General features: G+C 45.3%; 12 protein-coding genes. 7 read left to right on the forward strand and 5 right to left on the reverse strand.

Annotation, left to right across the window (positions count from 1 at the left end):
* Positions 1–190: 190 nt before the first annotated feature.
* Positions 191–4303 carry a formate dehydrogenase subunit alpha gene (gene fdhF, locus J4N39_RS15945; RefSeq protein WP_252025729.1) on the forward strand — a complete coding sequence of 1371 codons (4113 nt, stop codon included), beginning with the start codon at positions 191–193 and terminating at the stop codon, positions 4301–4303.
* A gap of 164 nt (positions 4304–4467) precedes the next feature.
* Positions 4468–5562: an MFS transporter gene (locus tag J4N39_RS15950; RefSeq protein ID WP_252025731.1), complete on the forward strand. Its 1095-nt coding sequence runs from the start codon at positions 4468–4470 to the stop codon at positions 5560–5562.
* A gap of 18 nt (positions 5563–5580) precedes the next feature.
* Here J4N39_RS15950 and J4N39_RS15955 read toward each other — a convergent pair whose 3' ends face one another.
* Entirely contained in the window at positions 5581–6462 is an 882-nt protein-coding gene (locus J4N39_RS15955; protein WP_252025733.1) for a LysR family transcriptional regulator, read from the reverse strand.
* A 147-nt stretch (positions 6463–6609) separates the two neighbouring features.
* On the opposite strand from J4N39_RS15955, the gene J4N39_RS15960 reads away from it, so the two are divergent.
* A complete protein-coding gene (locus tag J4N39_RS15960; RefSeq protein ID WP_252025735.1) occupies positions 6610–7614 on the forward strand; it encodes a linear amide C-N hydrolase in 1005 nt (334 codons plus the stop codon).
* A 48-nt stretch (positions 7615–7662) separates the two neighbouring features.
* Here J4N39_RS15960 and J4N39_RS15965 read toward each other — a convergent pair whose 3' ends face one another.
* Positions 7663–8523 (reverse strand): ankyrin repeat domain-containing protein, encoded by an 861-nt coding sequence (locus J4N39_RS15965; RefSeq protein WP_252025737.1) that lies wholly within the window; start codon positions 8521–8523, stop codon positions 7663–7665.
* A 147-nt stretch (positions 8524–8670) separates the two neighbouring features.
* Positions 8671–9879 (reverse strand): family 43 glycosylhydrolase, encoded by a 1209-nt coding sequence (locus tag J4N39_RS15970; protein WP_252025740.1) that lies wholly within the window; start codon positions 9877–9879, stop codon positions 8671–8673.
* A gap of 665 nt (positions 9880–10544) precedes the next feature.
* Here J4N39_RS15970 and xylF point away from each other — a divergent pair.
* The 4 genes from xylF to J4N39_RS15990 all read left to right on the forward strand — a co-directional run bounded on the left by xylF (position 10545) and on the right by J4N39_RS15990 (position 14992).
* Positions 10545–11540: a D-xylose ABC transporter substrate-binding protein gene (xylF, locus tag J4N39_RS15975; RefSeq protein WP_252025742.1), complete on the forward strand. Its 996-nt coding sequence runs from the start codon at positions 10545–10547 to the stop codon at positions 11538–11540.
* Positions 11541–11610: 70 nt separating this feature from the next.
* The gene (locus J4N39_RS15980) at positions 11611–13131 is read left to right on the forward strand and encodes a xylose ABC transporter ATP-binding protein (RefSeq protein ID WP_252025744.1); all 1521 of its coding nucleotides are present in this window, start codon (positions 11611–11613) and stop codon (positions 13129–13131) included.
* Positions 13132–13148: 17 nt separating this feature from the next.
* Positions 13149–14303 (forward strand): sugar ABC transporter permease, encoded by a 1155-nt coding sequence (locus J4N39_RS15985; protein ID WP_252026926.1) that lies wholly within the window; start codon positions 13149–13151, stop codon positions 14301–14303.
* A 200-nt stretch (positions 14304–14503) separates the two neighbouring features.
* On the forward strand, positions 14504–14992 hold the full coding sequence (locus tag J4N39_RS15990; RefSeq protein ID WP_252025746.1) for a tetratricopeptide repeat protein: 489 nt from the start codon (positions 14504–14506) through the stop codon (positions 14990–14992).
* Positions 14993–15080: 88 nt separating this feature from the next.
* Here the strand turns inward: J4N39_RS15990 and xylA are convergent, their stop codons facing one another.
* On the reverse strand, positions 15081–16400 hold the full coding sequence (xylA, locus tag J4N39_RS15995; RefSeq protein WP_252025748.1) for a xylose isomerase: 1320 nt from the start codon (positions 16398–16400) through the stop codon (positions 15081–15083).
* Positions 16401–16620: 220 nt separating this feature from the next.
* Positions 16621–17802: a XylR family transcriptional regulator gene (locus tag J4N39_RS16000; protein ID WP_252025751.1), complete on the reverse strand. Its 1182-nt coding sequence runs from the start codon at positions 17800–17802 to the stop codon at positions 16621–16623.
* Between the last annotated feature and the right edge of the window lie 109 nt (positions 17803–17911).

Below are 17911 nucleotides of genomic sequence, written 5' to 3' on the forward strand. Positions count from 1 at the left end.
GCATTGATGCAGCGGTTTGGTTGCGTGCGCCAAAAATTCAGAGAATGCTTCTCATTTCCTCTACCTAATTGGGGGTATTCCAGTGAATTTGCGAGCCACATCGACTGTTTGCTAGGCATTATCTCTATACTCACAGAGATATCCTTATAAACAACATGGTCATTAGGCCATTGTACTTTGGGGGACTGTCATGAAAGTCACTTTCAATGGGCAAGATTACGTATTCGATCAACCAATCTCGGTTTTAGAAGCTGGCAAGAAAGCGGGCGTTGAGATCCCAACCTTGTGTGGTGATAGCCGAAGAAAAGATAAAACACCGTGCGACGTGTGCGTGGTTGAAATACAAGGCAAAGGCATGGTGCGCTCATGTGAAACCGCTGTTGAAAGCAACATGAAGATCACAACGGAAAGCGACACCATTCGTCAGCATCGTCATCAAGCGCTTGTAAAGATCCTCTCTGACCATAACGCCGACTGTGAAGCCCCTTGTCAGGTCGCTTGTCCTGCCAAAGTCGATGTTCAATCTTACTTGTCACATATCGCTAAAGGTGATCACCAAGACGCAATAGAGATCATCAAAAAAACCTTGCCGATGCCAATTTCTGTTGGCCGAGTTTGCCCTGCATTTTGTGAAGCAGAGTGTCGACGCAGTGTGGTGGATGAGCCGATTGCCATTCGTCACCTGAAACGTCATGCCGCCGACGTAGATATTGATGCATCAGCCCCGATTGAACCTAAAAAACTACCAAAAAATGGCAAACGAGTTGCGATTGTTGGCGCAGGCCCCGGTGGACTGGCCGCAGGCTACTACCTGAGCTATCAAGGTTTTGAGGTTAAGGTGTTTGAGATGATGCCTAAAGCGGGTGGATGGCTTCGATACGGCATTCCAGAATACCGATTACCGAAGGCGATGCTTGATCGGGAGATTGAGCTGATGTGCCGTGGTGGTATGGAAATCCAGACAGACTTTAAACTGGGACGAGACGGTGAGCTTAGCCAATTGCGTAATGATTTTGATGCGGTTGTGGTGGCTGTTGGTGCATCTAAAGCCGTTGAAGCTCGTTATCAAGGCAGTGACCTAGATGGTTGTTACTTGGGTGTGGATTACTTAAAAGATCACCAGACCAACAAAAACTGCGTAATGGGTAAAAAAGTTGCCATTATCGGTGGCGGTAATACGGCTATTGACTGTGCTCGTACTGCAGTGCGAGATGGTGCTGAAGTGACGATTGTCTACCGCCGTACCATGGCGGAAATGCCAGCGGAAGACCATGAAATTCATCATGCGCAAGAAGAGGGGGTGAAGTTCTTATTCTTGACTAACCCTGTTGAAAATATTGCCGATGACAATGGCCGTGTATGCCAAGTGAAATGCGAAAAAATGGAGTTGAGCGAGCCAGATGAAGGTGGTCGCCGTCGCCCTGTATCTACTGGTGAGCATGAGGTATATGAGTTTGATACTGTGATTGGTGCTCTGTCACAGGAACCAGACCTAGATTTTCTTGCTGAAGGTGAATTGCCTGTTAGTCGTTGGAAAACGGCGCAAGTGGATGAAGCCACGATGCATCACCAAGATAATGTATTCAGTATCGGAGACTTTCGTCGTGGTCCAGCAACGGCCATTGAGGCGATTGCAGACGCAAAAGTGGCGGCAGATGCGATTGAAAGCTACTTGCTTAAAGGCACGTTGCCAAATCACGGCTATCGCTTTAATAGCCATAAGGCCGCAAAACTGAGCTTGGTAGCAAAAGATGAGTACGTGAGCGAGCGTGTTCAACGACGTCTAGAAGCGCCATTCCTATCGGACTTGGGTCGTACTACCACCTTTGAAGAAGTCGAGCAAGACTCTAACTCCCAAGCGGCAATGATTGAGGCGGCGCGATGCCTTGAATGCGGATGTCAGGCGAATACGGATTGTGCACTGCGTGACTACGGCAGTGAGTATCAGGTGAAAAATGACCAACTTGAGAATCCTGACAAGCAACGATTTAGTGTTGATCGCAGTAGCGAATTTATTGTCTTTGATGCTAACCGCTGTATCAGTTGTGGTAACTGTGTGCAGGAGTGTCAGGACAATACGGTTCACAACGTCCTGAACTTTGCTGACTGTGGTTCTCGCCCTCAATGTGATGACGGAAAATTGATGGGAGACTCGAGCTGTGCTCAGTGTGGTTCGTGCGTTCAGGTTTGCCCGACGGGGGCTTTAGTCGACAAGCGTGATAAGTCGCAAGGTCGTATGGAAGTGCTTAAACCGGTAAAAACCATCTGTACGTACTGCGGCGTGGGTTGTCGAGTGGTGATGTATGTCGATGAGGCAAGTAACCAAATTCGTCATGTGCAGGGCGATCCTAGCTCTCCAGTGAACCAAGGCATGTTATGTGTGAAAGGTCGCTTTGGTTTTGACTTTATTCAAAGCGAGCAACGCCTTTCCCAGCCACTGATCCGTAAGGATGGCAAGCTAGTACCAGCCAGCTGGGATGAGGCGATAAACCTGATTGCTGACAAGTTTAATACCATTAAAGCAACCGCTGGCAGTAATGCATTGGCAGGCTTTTCTTCGGCAAAAACCACCAACGAAGATAACTACCTGTTCCAGAAATTGATTCGTCGTGAGTTTGGTACTAACAACGTTGATCACTGTGCTCGCCTTTGTCACTCAACCACGGTGACTGGCCTTGAAGCCTCGATTGGTTCTGGTGCGATGACCAATGACATTCCAAGCATCAAACACTCTGATGTTCTGTTTGTGATTGGCTCAGATACCACCGCAGCGCACCCAATCATTGCTTCACACCTAAAACAGGCGGTGAATAATGGTGCCCGTTTGATCGTTGCTGATCCTAAGCGTGTCGAAATTGCGGATAGCGCAGAGCTATATGTTGCTCATCGCCCGGGTACTGATGTGATGCTACTTAACGGTATCATGCACCAAATTCTCAAAAATGGCTGGCAAGATGATGCCTATATTGCTAAGCGAACAGAAGGTTTTGAAACCACTAAACAAGAGTTACTCTCAGAGCGCTATGCTGCCGACAAGGTAGAGCTAGTTACAGGTGTCCCAGCGGCACAGATCAAGCAGATGGCAGAAACCTTTGGCAAAGCCAAAGTGACGGCTGTGTACTACTCAATGGGCATTACCCAGCACACTACAGGTCACGACAATGTTCGCTCGATAGCCAACCTGCAAATGATGCTTGGCAATATTGGTGTTGAAGGCGGCGGCATTAACCCACTTCGAGGTCAGTCTAACGTACAGGGTGCGTGTGACATGGGTGCAATCCCAACCGATTATCCGGGTTACCAGAAAGTGGTCAATCCTGACGTACACGCTAAGTTTGTTGAAGCTTGGAATGCTCCGCACCTATCTCCAGAGAAAGGCTTAACTCTGACGGAAATTGTTGATGGCGCTTGCACAGGTGACGTGAAAGGTCTGTTTGTGATGGGTGAAAACCCAGTGCTCAGCGATCCAGATCAAAAGCACGTTATTGAAGGCTTAAACAATCTAGATCTGCTGGTGGTACAAGATATCTTCCTTACCGAGACAGCTCAGCTTGCAGACGTCGTGCTGCCTGCGTTCTCATTTGCTGAAAAAACAGGCCACTTTACCAATACTGAGCGACGTGTTCAGCGCCTAAATCCAGCGTTGAAAGCGCCAGGTGACGCAAGAGAAGATTGGCGGATTATTCAAGATATTGCGATCGCAATGGGAGCAGATTGGGACTACCAATCCATTGAGCAAATTACCGCAGAAATAAACCAAGTAACACCGCAATATCAAGGCATTACTTGGGAGCGAGTCGGTCTTGATGGCCTGCAATGGCCGTGTAATCAAGATAACCCTAATGGTTCTCGTCTAATGCACGTAGAAACTTTCCGTCGTGGTTTAGGTGAGTTTACGCCAGTGGAGTTCCGCTATGCTGCCGAGTTGCCTGATGAAGAGTACCCTCTGGTACTTTCAACTGGCCGTCTGCTGGAGCAATTCCATACCGGGACCATGACGCGCAAGACTAAAGGGTTGGATAATCTGGCAGGCCCACGCATCATGATCAGTGTGTTTGATGCCGAGCGTCTAGATATTGCTAATGGTGAACCCGTACGTTTGACTTCTCGCCGTGGTGAGATTGAGGCTCCAGCGTTTGTTACCAAGCGGATGCAAAAGGGCGTGGTGTTTACGCCATTCCACTTTGCCGAAGCTCCGGCTAACCGACTGACGGTCACTGCAACTGACCCTTACGCTAAGATCCCTGAGTTCAAGGTCGCAGCTGTAAGGCTTGAAAAGGTCAGGCAGTCTGAACTAGCCTAATCATCAATTCAGGTTTAACAAAAAACACCCGCCAATGTGAATTGAGCGGGTGTTTTTTTAATTTTATCAAATGTGAGCCCGGTCAGCGGTAGACCCTTCAAGCAATCAGTGACTTAAGCTATTGTTAATGAGAACAATAATAAATCGGTTTTTTGATGCACAAAATGTCCCCCTGGTTAGTTGCCAGTATTAAGCTAGCCATTGCAGCTCATGTATTTTCTATTCTTCCTTCCTATCTCACGGTGCTTGAGCAGCTTCTTGATATCTCTTCGATTAATTTAAGTTACTTGGCAGCCACCGAGCTGATGGGGTTTGCTGCTGCCTGTGCGATTAACTTCTTCAGTTTAAGAAAGGGCGTTAAGATCAGCGACAATGTTGCTCTGATGCTGCTTACCTTGTGTAATTTGGCCAGTGCAGTAGCAGTCTCTCTACCGTGGTTTTTCACGCTTAGATTTGCGGCTGGGATCTGTGCTGGGCTTGTTGTTGTACGCTGTTATGAGGTACTCAGTGCTCAAAGTAATCCAGACGTGGCATTTGGGCGAGCTTTGGCGGTGCAGATGGTTAGCACCATGCTGTCATTTATTTTGATAGCGCCTATGGTTGAGAATTATGGACCTCGCTCATTTATGTGGGTATTAGCACTCTCATCTGGGCTTGCGTTCCTGCTGCTTCCCGTCAGTCGGATCAAAGGTGCAACCAAGAAAATTCATAATCAAGTGAATTTTCCGATCGTGCTGCTTAGTTTATCCGCTATTGGGTTAGTCATGCTCACTCACTCAGCGGTTTGGTCGGTGCTCGGTAACTACGCAAGCTTGCATGATGTGCCTATAGAGCAACAAGGGTTGGTGTTTGCGATTGGTACGCTCTTTAGCATCGGTGGGGCGATGCTGGCGACATACTCCTTTGTACTGCAAAGAAAACTGACATTTTTGAGTATAGCTATAGCACTTCAGGCTTTGATGTTTGTACTGATGCTTACCGAAACAGTCAAGCCAGTATTTATCCTCGCTTCTTTTGCTTTCCAACTGCTTTGGAACTTCATGACGCCGTTAGTCATGGGAAGCCTTGCTAGGGGCAAATATGCCTTTGTCGTCATCCGCTTTACCCTTGCTGCGCAAACGCTGGGAGCGGCATTAGGACCTTTGATGCTGGCTCCAAATGCGGTCATGCCAGAGGTGCTGATTATGCTTGCCATCACTTATGTGTTGGTGCTGGCTATTGTTCATCCTGGGGTATCTCGTCGCCTTCTATCACACTAGCGCTTAAAACTGGTGCGACTAGAGTTCAACAAATTGTTCTACAAACCAAAGACCTGCTGGGCCCAGTGAAGGTGTCCATGCTATCTCAATGGGCCAGCGAGTTTGGTTATCATCAAAGTCCATGTTCAATTGTATTAGTGCACCAGATTCAATCATCGGTCTCGCCAATGGCGCTGGAAACATTGCAAATCCAATACCACTGAGAAGCAGAGCTCGAAACTGGTAGAAGTGCGAACAGTGGATCGGGTTGGGACTATAACGTAGAGATTCCACTAGCGGTTCATCAGCGAAGTCGGAAACTTGCGGCAAAATCTGTTTGTAGGCGAGTAAGTCATGGCGAGACAGTTCTCCTCGGCGATTTGCTAGAGCATGAGCAGGGGAAGCCACAAATAGCCATTCCAATTGACCTATTGTTTGCGACTCATAACCAGCTCTCTGCTTAAGCTGCATGGGAGCAATGACGATATCAGCGGCGTTTTCCTCATCGGGCGAGATGCTTTGCGTTTGTTCAACATCGACCATGTTAATGGTTAGCTCGGGGTACTCTTGAGCCAGCGCATTGATAGCGTTGACGTATTCCGGAAAGAAGGTGAAACCGTAGACTGCGATATTGAGCTTGTCTTCGATGCCTGCTTGAAAAGCTTTGGCTCTTTTCTCCATCGCCTGAAGGCGAGGTGTCACCTCTAGAGCCTGCAAATACATGGCCTTTCCCACCTCAGTGAGTGTTGGAGATTTACCCGATACTCGCTCGAACAAGCGAACGTTGAGATCAATTTCCATATTCTGGATCACTTGAGCAACCGCCGAGGCGCTTACTCCCATTTTTCTCCCTGCAGCAGAAAAAGAGCCACTTTCTGCAACGGCAACCAAATAGAGCAATCTTTCTGGTGTGATGAGCATAAATCTTCCTTAACTTAAGTCGTCTGATTATCAGAGTAGCTGCTAAACCTGAAAGTTCAACTTAAAGCTGCTAACTGTGAGCTTTTAGTGTTCTTGCCTATTATGACCTCAACGAAACGAATGGTGACAACAAACGAGGAATTCACTATGAACACTTCAAAATCGACTATCGCTCTACTGGTTGCAGCAACAGCATTTGGTGCAGTAAACATTGCAAACGCTTGTACTTCAGCGATTTACAACAACGACAATGTGAGCATGACAGTACGTACTATGGATTGGTTCGGTGAAGACAAAGCGCAAGTGGTCGGTAAAGGGCAAGGCATCGAGAACACTTACGGTGACAGTGATGAAGCACTTACCACAACGTCAAAATATGCGTCTATGCAAATCAAATCTTTCACCCCAGGGCTCGTGGCGGAAGCGATGAATGAGCAAGGGCTGGTGGCTCGTATCTTGTACTTGGGCAAAGACTACACCGAGTTTCCAGAAGGTAGCGCAGGTGTACCTGATGTGGGCGCTGCCGAAGTTCCTCGCTTCATTGTAGATAACTTCGCAACCACGGCAGAAGCCGTCGAAGCACTGAAAAATGTAGATGTTATCGACCAACAAATTTGTGACCTACCAAACCACGAGGGGGAATGTATTTCGTCACCTGTGCATTACCAAATTACAGATGCAAGCGGTAATAGTGCTGTGATTGAATATGTCAAAGGTGAGCAACAAGTCTATCAAGGCACATTTGAAACTGCACCAGGGGTTCAGTTCATGTCAAATGACCCTGAATTTAGTGCTCACCTAGAGATGGATAAATTTGAAATCGAGCCAAATGCGACCATCCGTGCTTCTGACCGCCGTCTTCGTGCAAAAGCCATTGTAGAAGACATGCACAAGCGAAACGTAACTGACACAGTGCAGGCAGCAAACAGCATCAAAGCAGTAGGGGCGAGTGTATTTGCCGGTTACGACCAGCTAGACCCATATGTTGATAATATTTTCCCAACGCTATGGACAATCTACACTGACCAAGCGAATAAAACTTGGGCGCTAGACCGCTTTGATACTTGGGAAGTAGAGCAATACGACTTCAACATGTTTGATACTAAAGCGCCAGTAGAGACGGTTCTCGGTCAGCACCCTAGTATCAAATAACGGAAACTTTCTCAATCGACATAGCCGACTTGATTGCTTTCAAGTCGGCTATTTTGTGTTGCTGGACTTCAATGTTTGGCAGTGCGATTCAATGGTTTTTAGAACCTTCGATAGATCATTTTTCTTCGCAAGGTCAAGAGCAGTGTCGCCATTTGAGTTCTTAGCGTTACAAGCAACGCCGCGCTTAATTAACTCGGTAACTGCTTGTGGTGATTGGGCTTGGACAGCAAGGTGTAGCAGTGTTGAACCATCAGAACTGTGGGTGGTGTCGATTTTGATCTCCCCTGAATCAAGATATTTGGTGGAAAATGTCACGCTTCCATCTGGCGCTAAGGTAAAGGAGCTAGCTAACTTGTAGTCGACTTTGAGCTGTTTGAGTTTGGCTTTCATTTTTTGTTTTTGCTCATCAGTCTCGCCAAAGCGATGAGCAATTAAATAGGCGTTTTCAAATCCAATCATGCCTGCAGGAAAGTCAGTTTCTCGCTCTGGCATCTTAAAATAAATGGGCTGCTCATCAATTAGACTATACATAAAACGTAAGTGTGCCCCCGCAAGTATGAGGTACTCTTCGCTTTTGGTAAGTCGGTAGACTTCATTAAGTAGGACAAACATTAGGTAGTGCCCTGCGGCTCTAGAAGTCCAGGCCTCTTGCAGTTGCAAGTTTGCGGCATATGCTGCCGTCACTTGGAATGCACCGACACCAGCTTTGATCGTGTAATGTGCCAAATCTTCAGTTAATGCCCCTAGCTTATAGATATCGGGAATGGGTTCTTGCTTAAGCAAATGCTCTATACCTTCTGCGGCTACTGTGTATTGGCCGTAGCCGTCATTAGTTGAGCTTGCTTGTATTGGGACGGCGATAAAGGTAACAAATGCGAGGAAAATGGTGGTCAAAGGTTTATTGAGCATGCTGACATCCTGTCTTATATATATTCTCATGCACAATTTTAGGGCAGTGGTAGCTATATATCTATAGTGAACTTGGAAGTGGTGTGCACTACTGACAGGAATAATATTTATCCCTGCCAGTAGTAGGGTAAGTCGAGTCGTCAGAAGTTAGTTGGACAAGCTTGGCTGACTCACGACTTTGTCTGGTCGAATAGCATTTATTTGACCACGATTGTTGGCATCTATATCTACTTGGCTATACATGGCACGACGATAGTTATGTACTTGGTTTAGTGCATCTGGATCATAACCGCTATTTTTGCCATTCACGTGATCATGATAGAAAGCCCAGTACTTATTTGCCCACTTCACAACAGAACCGTGGTTAGTACCCGCAGTACCAAATGGGTGAATTAAGATACCACGCTGGTCAAAGTTATGGTGAAGGTTGTTATTGTTCCAAGCAACAGCGTGCTTGATTTGATACCCACCTGGATATGGCCATTGCGCAGGCGCTGTAACACTTGCCCATTGCAACCAGACATCATCGCCCACCTTATATGCGTGTGGCCCTTCTAGGTAACTTCCAGGTTCTAACTGAAGGTCCATCGGGTTATATATATAATTAAAGTTCGAATCAATTTTTGCTACCCAGATAGCTTTGTTGCCACCTGTGCCATTTTTGGCGTAAAAAATGTACCATTGAGTGCCGATTTTGATTACCGACGGGTCAAAAACATGGTCAAAGTTGTTTGTGGTTGAAATTGGACTATTTCGTGCGGTAAATGGCCCTTCAGGCGTATCAGATACTGCAACACCAATGGTTTGGTGATTGTTATCACCGCGCACACTTGGGAAGAACATGTAATATTTGCCATCATCTCCCTGAACGACGTCAGCCGCCCACATGGTAGCGCTTTGGCCCCAACCATCAGAGGCTTGTCGAGCCCAAGGAATATCCTTTTGACGTAAAACTAACCCATGTTTTTGCCAAGTGTTTTGGTTGAGGTTGCCATCCGCAGAAGAAAAGACTTGGTAACCCGGCATACAAAAACCGGTATTTGCCCAGGGCGAGTAGGAGTGTTTCTTAAGTTTGTCGGTTCGGAGTTGGCAAAGCTCTTTACTGTCAGTTGAGGTGTATACGTACAGCTTTCCATTAAATACTTTGGCAGTAGGGTCGGCGGACCCTACTTTTTCCCAAACATTGAAATGTGGGTTATTTCCACCGTCCCAAATTAAATTTGGTGCCCACATTTCAGGCAGCAAAGTTCTATTGCGCAGCGTTTCTGCATTAACACTGGTGGCTAAAAGTGGGGCAACCAGGGCAGTAACCATCACCTTACTGTATCGAGAAAGGTGTTGAAGGTAAGTGTTCATTAATCTATTTCTCCATGTAAATTAACTAATGATTAATTTCGATGCTGTTTATTGGCGAGTTAATTAGCTAACGCATCGCAATTAGTAAATGCCTTTTCAAATGTGAAAATCAAATTTATATGGTGATAAGTGAATCACTATAACAATAAACGAAAAACATAAGATGGTTGATAAATTAAGTAAAGGAAAGTTAAAGAATAGAGGTTAAGGAGTGGTGTACGAGTTAAAAATATAAATATTAACCATTCGACGAGTTGTGTGACAAATTGCATACTATTCGATTTAAGTCTCAATCTACATTTCATAAAATGTCAAGTTGAAGATGTAAATTTGATTTTTCACTATTAAATACAATCACTAAAACCCCTTTTGTAGGAGCACCTTATGTGATGCTGGTCAAGTTAAGTGTCTGTTTTTTATCGGTGGTATGGGTGACGGTGTGGTAAGGCAAGAAATAAATTACATAATTTGGTCTCCATCACATTAATATTTCTTTCAGAGGTGAGGAAAAGCCCTTTAATTAAAGCCTAGATCACACTGTGCAAGAAAAAAGAAAAATCATAAAAGCCAAGTAAATTTGAACAAGGGAAATTGACTAATCACTGTTCTAGATTAATTTTAGATTCACAAAGAGTGGATCGAATAACTAAATCAAGGACAGTGAAATGAAAAAGATAATCTTGCTCGTATGTGCGCTTGTAATGACCGTTGCAAACCCAGTCATGGCGAAAGCTGTAAAGATCGGTATGGTGATCGATGACCTACGTCTTGAACGTTGGCAGAAAGATCGTGACATCTTTGTCGATCGTGCAGAGGAGCTTGGCGCCAAGGTTTACGTTCAGTCTGCAAATGGCAACGAACAAACTCAAATATCACAGATTGAAAACATGATTTCTCGTGGTGTTGATGTACTCGTTATTATCCCTACCAATGGCGAAGTACTAGCAAACGTAATCAAAGAAGCAAAAACTGACGGTATCCAAGTGCTTGCGTACGACCGTCTCATCAATAACGCAGAGATCGACTTTTACCTATCTTTTGACAACGAGCGTGTAGGTGAGATGCAAGCGGAAGCGATGATTGCAGTTCAGCCAACAGGTAAGTACTTCCTAATGGGCGGAGCACCAACGGACAACAATGCGAAGATGTTCCGTAAGGGTCAGATGAATGTACTACAAGCTAAGATCGACTCTGGTGATATCACTGTAGTAGGTGATCAGTGGGCTGATGCATGGCTTGCAGAGAATGCGTTAAAAATCATGGAAAACGCACTGACTGCTAACAAAAACGATATCGATGTTGTTGTAACTTCAAACGACTCAACAGCAGGTGGTGCTATTCAAGCGCTTGAAGCTCAGGGCCTTGCAGGCAAGGTAGCTATCTCAGGGCAAGATGCTGACCTTGCAGCAGTACGCCGTATCGTAGATGGCACGCAGACAATGACCGTATACAAACCAATCACCAAGCTTGCGAAAAGTGCTGCAGAAATCGCTGTAGACCTAGGTGAGAAGAAAACACCGATGACTAACGCTACGTTAAACAACGGTGTGAAAGATGTTCCATCTTACCTACTAGAGCCAATTGCAGTGAATGCTAAAAACCTTAAAACGACTGTGATTGCTGACCGTTTCCACGCAGAAAAAGACGTCTACCGCAACTAATTGCACTGAGCGCCAACGTGTTGGTTGGCGCTCCATTTTGTCTTCTTAAATTTTGTATTGAGGTTGAAAGATGTCCTTATTGGAAATGCGAAACATTGTAAAAACCTTTGGTCCAGTTAAAGCGCTTGATGGTGTCAGCATAAGCCTAGCAAAAGGCGAAGTTCTTTCTTTATGTGGTGAGAATGGCTCCGGAAAGTCAACCCTAATGAAGGTTTTGTGCGGGATCTACCCAGTAGGGGATTACCAAGGTGAAATTGTCTATCAGGGTAAAAAACTACAGGCGACCGGCATAGCCGATACAGAGTCTGTGGGGATTGCCATCATCCACCAAGAGTTAACGCTAGTAAAAGAGTTATCTATTCTTGAGAACCTGTTTTTAGGTGCGGAGCTTTCCAGCCACGGTTTTCTCGATTACGAGTTGATGTTCTATGAATCTCAACTGTTACTAAAAAAAGTAAAATTGAACGTTTCTCCAGAGACCAAAGTGTCGGATTTAGGTGTTGGTCAGCAGCAGTTGGTCGAAATAGCTAAGGCGCTGTCTAAGAATGCCAAATTATTGGTACTTGATGAGCCAACGGCACCATTGACGGAGTCGGAAACCGAGATCCTTTTGGACTTGGTCAAGGACTTACGAGATACCGGGGTAAGTTGTATTTATATCTCTCACAAACTGGGTGAGGTAAAAGAGATTTCAGACCAGATTTGTGTGATTCGCGATGGGAAACATATTGGCACTCGAGCTGCTGCTGAGATGAGTACCGATGACATTATTACCATGATGGTCGGACGCGAAATGAAGCAGCTTTTCCCGCGTGAGGAACACGATATTGGTGAGGTCGTATTAGAAGTAAGCAATGTCGTTGCGGCTGATAAGACCAATACCAGCATTCAAAAAGTTAAAGGTGCAAGTTTCCAGTTGCGTAAGGGCGAGATACTTGGTGTATCAGGCTTAGTAGGAGCTGGACGTACAGAACTGATGGAATGCATATACGGCTGCTACCGAGGTAAATACCAAGCAGATATTAAGCTCGATGGTGAGTCGCTTTCTATTAACAGTAGCAGGGATGCGTTAGCCCTTGGTATCGCCATGGTGCCAGAAGACCGAAAGAAAAATGGCATCGTGCCTATTATGTCAGTGGGTGAGAACATCACCTTGGCTAACCTTGATCAGTTTATGGCGTATGGATTGCTTGATGATTCCAAAGAGGCTTCTGCAATCAATGACTCTATTGAGCAGCTTACTGTGAAAACGCCTAATTCGGCATTAGCGATCAAAAACCTTTCTGGGGGCAATCAACAAAAAGCGATATTAGCGCGTTTTTTGATGATTAACCCACGCGTCTTGATATTGGACGAACCTACTCGTGGCATCGATGTTGGTGCGAAATATGAAATCTATAAGCTCATGTTTCAGTTAGTTAAAAATGGAATATCCATCATTATGGTCTCTTCAGAACTGCCAGAAGTATTGGGAATTAGTGACCGTGTTTTAGTGATGCATGAAGGAGAGATCAAAGGTGATCTCGTCAATGAAAACTTAACCCAAGAAATCATTATGGACTGCGCACTTGCAGAAGGAGTACCTGCGTGAACGAGCAAACGAAATCTATGCAGATAGAAGGTGGACAATCCCTTTGGAGCAAAATCAAAGGTGGCAATGTTCAACTCATGGTTATGGCGGCTGCGATTTTATTCATCATGCTGTTTTTTAGCATTATGACAGAGTGGAGCTACCTGACGCCTCGAAATATTTCTAACTTATTTAGACAAACAGCGATCACCGGTATTTTGGCTATCGGAATGGTCTACGTCATCATATCAGGGGAAATCGATCTGTCCGTTGGCTCTATGATGGGGCTATTGGGTGGTGTTGCTGCAATCATGGATGTATGGCTTGGGCTACCGCTGCCTTTGACGATTGTGCTAACTCTTGTTGCAGGTTTCCTATTGGGTGCGTGGAACGGCTGGTGGGTGGCATACCGTAAGGTGCCGTCTTTCATTGTGACCTTGGCTGGTATGCTGGCTTTTCGAGGGATTCTAATTGGTATCACTGACGGGACAACCGTAGCTCCAACCTCTGATGCGATGTCTTTGATAGGGCAAAGCTACTTGCCGAACATGCTGAGCATGATTTTGGGTGTGGGCTGTCTGGCTATCTATTTCGGCTGGCAGAAGAAGCGCAACTCAGTACGTCAAAAGTACAGTTTGCCAACGGCATCTGCACAAAGCCAACTGATGAAAAGTGCGTTTATCGGTATCGCAGCATTGTCGATGATCCTGTTACTTAATAACTACCGCGGTGTGCCAACCCCAGTGTTGCTTCTAACTTTCTTCCTTATTGTCGGTACTATTGTGGCAACCAAAACTAGCTTTGGTCGCCGTATTTATGCCATCGGTGGTAACGTTGAAGCGGCGAGATTATCAGGTATTGATGTTGAGAAGACCAAGATGGCAGTCTATGCCATGAACGGCTTCTTGGTTGCGGTTGCGGGACTGATTTTGAGCTCTCGCCTCGGTGCCGGTTCTCCATCGGCTGGTAACATTGCAGAGCTTGATGCGATTGCCGCTTGTGTTATCGGTGGTACCAGTATGGCCGGTGGTGTTGGTACGGTTATCGGAGCGGTTATAGGCGCATTTATCATGGCCTCGTTGGATAACGGCATGAGTATGATGGACGTACCTACGTTTTGGCAGTACATCGTGAAAGGTTCAATCCTATTGCTTGCAGTGTGGATGGACAGCGCAACCAAACAGAGTCGATAAGACCTAGCACTTAAAAATATCCTTCTATTGCCAGCCCTTGGGCTGGCTTTTTTTGTTTTTAAATAGAACTACCGTCCAAGAAAACCTTTCGTATACGCTAACCTAGAGGTAACCCACCAAGGTGAAAACGATTGTTAAGGGCATCCAATGCTAGGTAATCTAACCACCCAGTAGTTGTATTTCTAGACTGAGAAAAGAATATGGACAACGTCATACAGCAAGCGATTTCATTGAGAAAACAACAGAGACACCCAGAAAGTCGAACACTGCTATCCGGTTTGCTAGAAGACAACGATTACGCAGCTAGAGCCCATCTTCATATTGCATGGTCGTACGATAATGAGGGTTGCGAACGAGAGGCTATAGCACACTATTTAGCCTCTGTTGCCGAAACAGGTAAGCTTGAAGCCACGGAACGATTTGATGCTCTCTTCGGCTTAGCGTCTACCTATCGCTGTACAGGCGATTACATCAATGCAATAAGATATTTCGAGCAAACATTAGAAGAATATCCAGAGGCAATCGAGGTGCTCCCTTTTTATGCAATGTGTCTGTATAACGTAGGGCAGCACAAACGAGCGATATCTATATTGTTAGAATTATTGGTATCAACAACTGATAACCAAAAAATAAAGCAGTATAAAAGGGCGATAGAATTATATGCCCAAGATTTAGACCGTGAATGGTGAAAATATAAGAATATAAAAAAGCCCGACCAAAGGTCGGGCAAATATATGGATCTAATTGTGGGGGTTAATTAATCCATAGGAGCTGGTGTTACTTAAAAATAAACTGGTTCACTATGTTCTCAAGAGCCTCCTGTCTTCCTGACTGTTTGACTGGTGTTAGGTTGGTGTCTGTGGCAAAGTTCGCCAAAGATTCCAATGAGTGGTTACCGTTCAAGATTTTACTGCCAAGATCGCCACTCCAACCTGCATAGCGCTGTGCAATGTTTTTCGATAGCACATCGTTTTCAATCATGTTTGCTGCACGTTCAAGTGATAGCGCCATTACGTCCATGCCACCGATATGGCCGTGGAATAGATCTTCAGCATCGATTGATGGACGACGGACACGAGCATCAAAGTTGAAACCACCGGTGGTAAAGCCGCCTGCTTTTAGGATTTCATACATGACTAAAGTGTTTTCTTCGATGCTGTTCGGGAACTGGTCAGTATCCCAACCTAGTTGGGCATCACCTCGGTTAGCATCGATTGAACCAAAAATGCCCAAAGAGGTGGCGGTTGCGACTTCATGTTGGAAACTGTGTCCGGCAAGAGTGGCATGGTTGGCTTCGATATTAACCTTGATTTCCTTTTCCAAACCGTACTGTTTAAGGAAGCCGTATACCGTTGCTGTATCGTAGTCGTACTGGTGTTTGGTTGGCTCTTGAGGTTTCGGTTCAATGAGAATGGTGCCGTTAAAGCCGATTTTGTGTTTGTGCTCGACGACCATCTGCATCAGTCGACCTAACTGCTCTCGTTCTTGACGCAGATCGGTGTTTAGTAAGGTCTCATACCCTTCTCTACCGCCCCAAAGTACGTAGTTTTCACCACCTAGACGTTTGGTCGCACCCATTGCATTGAAGATTTGAGTCGCAGCGTAAGCAAAAACTTCAGGGTCAGGGTTTGTGCCTGCACCCGCCATGTAACGCGGATTCGAAAAGGCGTTAGCGGTACCCCAAAGTAATTTCAACCCTGTGTCTTGCTGTTTTTGTTCGAGCACATCGACCATGGTTTGGAAGTTGTTAACATACTCTTTAATTGAGTTGCCTTCAGGCGCAACATCGGTGTCGTGGAAGCAATAAAAAGGTACGCTTAGCTTAGAGAAAAAGTCAAAAGCAGCGTCGGCTTTCATCATCGCCATTTCCATTGCATCACCGTTTTTATGCCAAGGGCGGTCGAAGGTTCCCGCACCAAAAACATCTGAGCCTGGCCAGCAGAAGTTGTGCCAGTAACATGCAGCGAAACGGAGATGATCTTTCATGCTTTTTCCTAAGATCATTTTGTCTGCATCGTAATGTCTGAATGCTAGAGGGTTTTGGCTCTCCTTGCCCTCAAACTGGACTTTCTTAATATTTTTGAAGAATTCGGTCATAACACATATCCATTTGGTGGTTGTTCGTCGTTCTTCTTAATATTTGTTCGTTTTTAACTTGGCAGCAATTATGATTTTTTGTACCCGATTTAACCTATTTGGCAATTATCAATAAACTCTCAAGAACTGTGACTTGAACCATAAAAATCTAGTGGCTGGTAATAAAAAAGGGAGCTGAGCTCCCTATAAAATCTTGCCTTTATATTGGACCTTACCAAATCTAATTATTCTCAATTCGGTAGTCTTTTGGTGTTTGTTGTAGATTTTTCTTGAACACAGAATACATATATTGCAATGAAGGGTAGCCGCTCATTTCAGCGACCTCAGCAATTGGCAAAGCGGTATTTCGTAGTAGTGAGCAAGCACGTTTTAGCTTTGAGTTGTGGATTTCTTGATGGATAGAGTGGCCCCGTTCGTCCTTAAAACGGGTTTCCATATTAGAGCGAGAAATGCCAACGTAGGTGAGCACCTGATCAACTTTGATACCTTTACAAGCATTATGGCGGATGTAGTGCATGGCTTGTATAACATAAGGGTCCTTTAACGCCTGATAATCAGTGCTTTGACGTTCAAATACTTTAGTGGGGGGGACGAGCTTTCTGACCGGCTTTATCGGCTCACTAGGATTTTTTTCTTGCCTACGAATGATGTCATGAAGTGTTTTAGCGGCCTTATATCCCATTTGGTTGCAGCCTTGGCCGACTGAGGTAAGCGACACTCGGGACAAGTAACGAGTCAGTTCTTCATTATCGATCCCAACGATGGAAACTTTATCTGGCACGATAATATTGAGATGGTCACATACTTGAAGTAGGTGGCGAGCTCGAGCATCGGTCGCAGCAACAATGCCCACAGGCGTTGGCAGCATTTGCAGCCAATCGGCAAGGCGGTTCATGTCGTATTGCCAGGTAGATGAGTTGGTATCTCCACCAAAATACATAGCCCCTTGGTAACCTGCATTTTCCACGATGTCCTGAAATGCATTGGCTCGCTCTGATGACCAGCGTCTAGTCGGGTCAGGTGTAAAACCGTAGAAAGCAAAATTTTCCAGCCCTTTTTCTTTGAGGTGCTGAAAAGCAAGTTCGACTAATGCGTGGTTATCGGTGGCGATGTAAGGGATATCTGGATAATCTTTGGCATCAGCGTAAGAGCCCCCTACACCAACCACAGGTATCTCAGAGTCTTTAAGCATGGCTTCAATCTCTGGGTTATCAAAGTCAGCAATAACCCCGTCTCCTTGCCAGTGCTTATAGTTTTCTAAGTGAGTGGTAAAGTCTTCTTCAATGTAGATGTCCCAATCACACTGAGATGCCTGAAGGTATTCCCCTATGCCTTTGATGACCTGACGGTCATAAATTTTATTAGCGTTAAAAAGTAAGGTGATTCGATACTTCTTATCCATATTTTTATTCTGCCGTCCTTTTGTTAACAATCATGTTAGCAGGCTGTTTTATGACCCGATGTGATCACTACCTCACCAAGGAAATCCTTGAATAGTGGAATGAAAAATC

The sequence above is a fragment of the Vibrio sp. SCSIO 43136 genome, assembly GCF_023716565.1.
Taxonomy (GTDB): Bacteria; Pseudomonadota; Gammaproteobacteria; order Enterobacterales; family Vibrionaceae; genus Vibrio.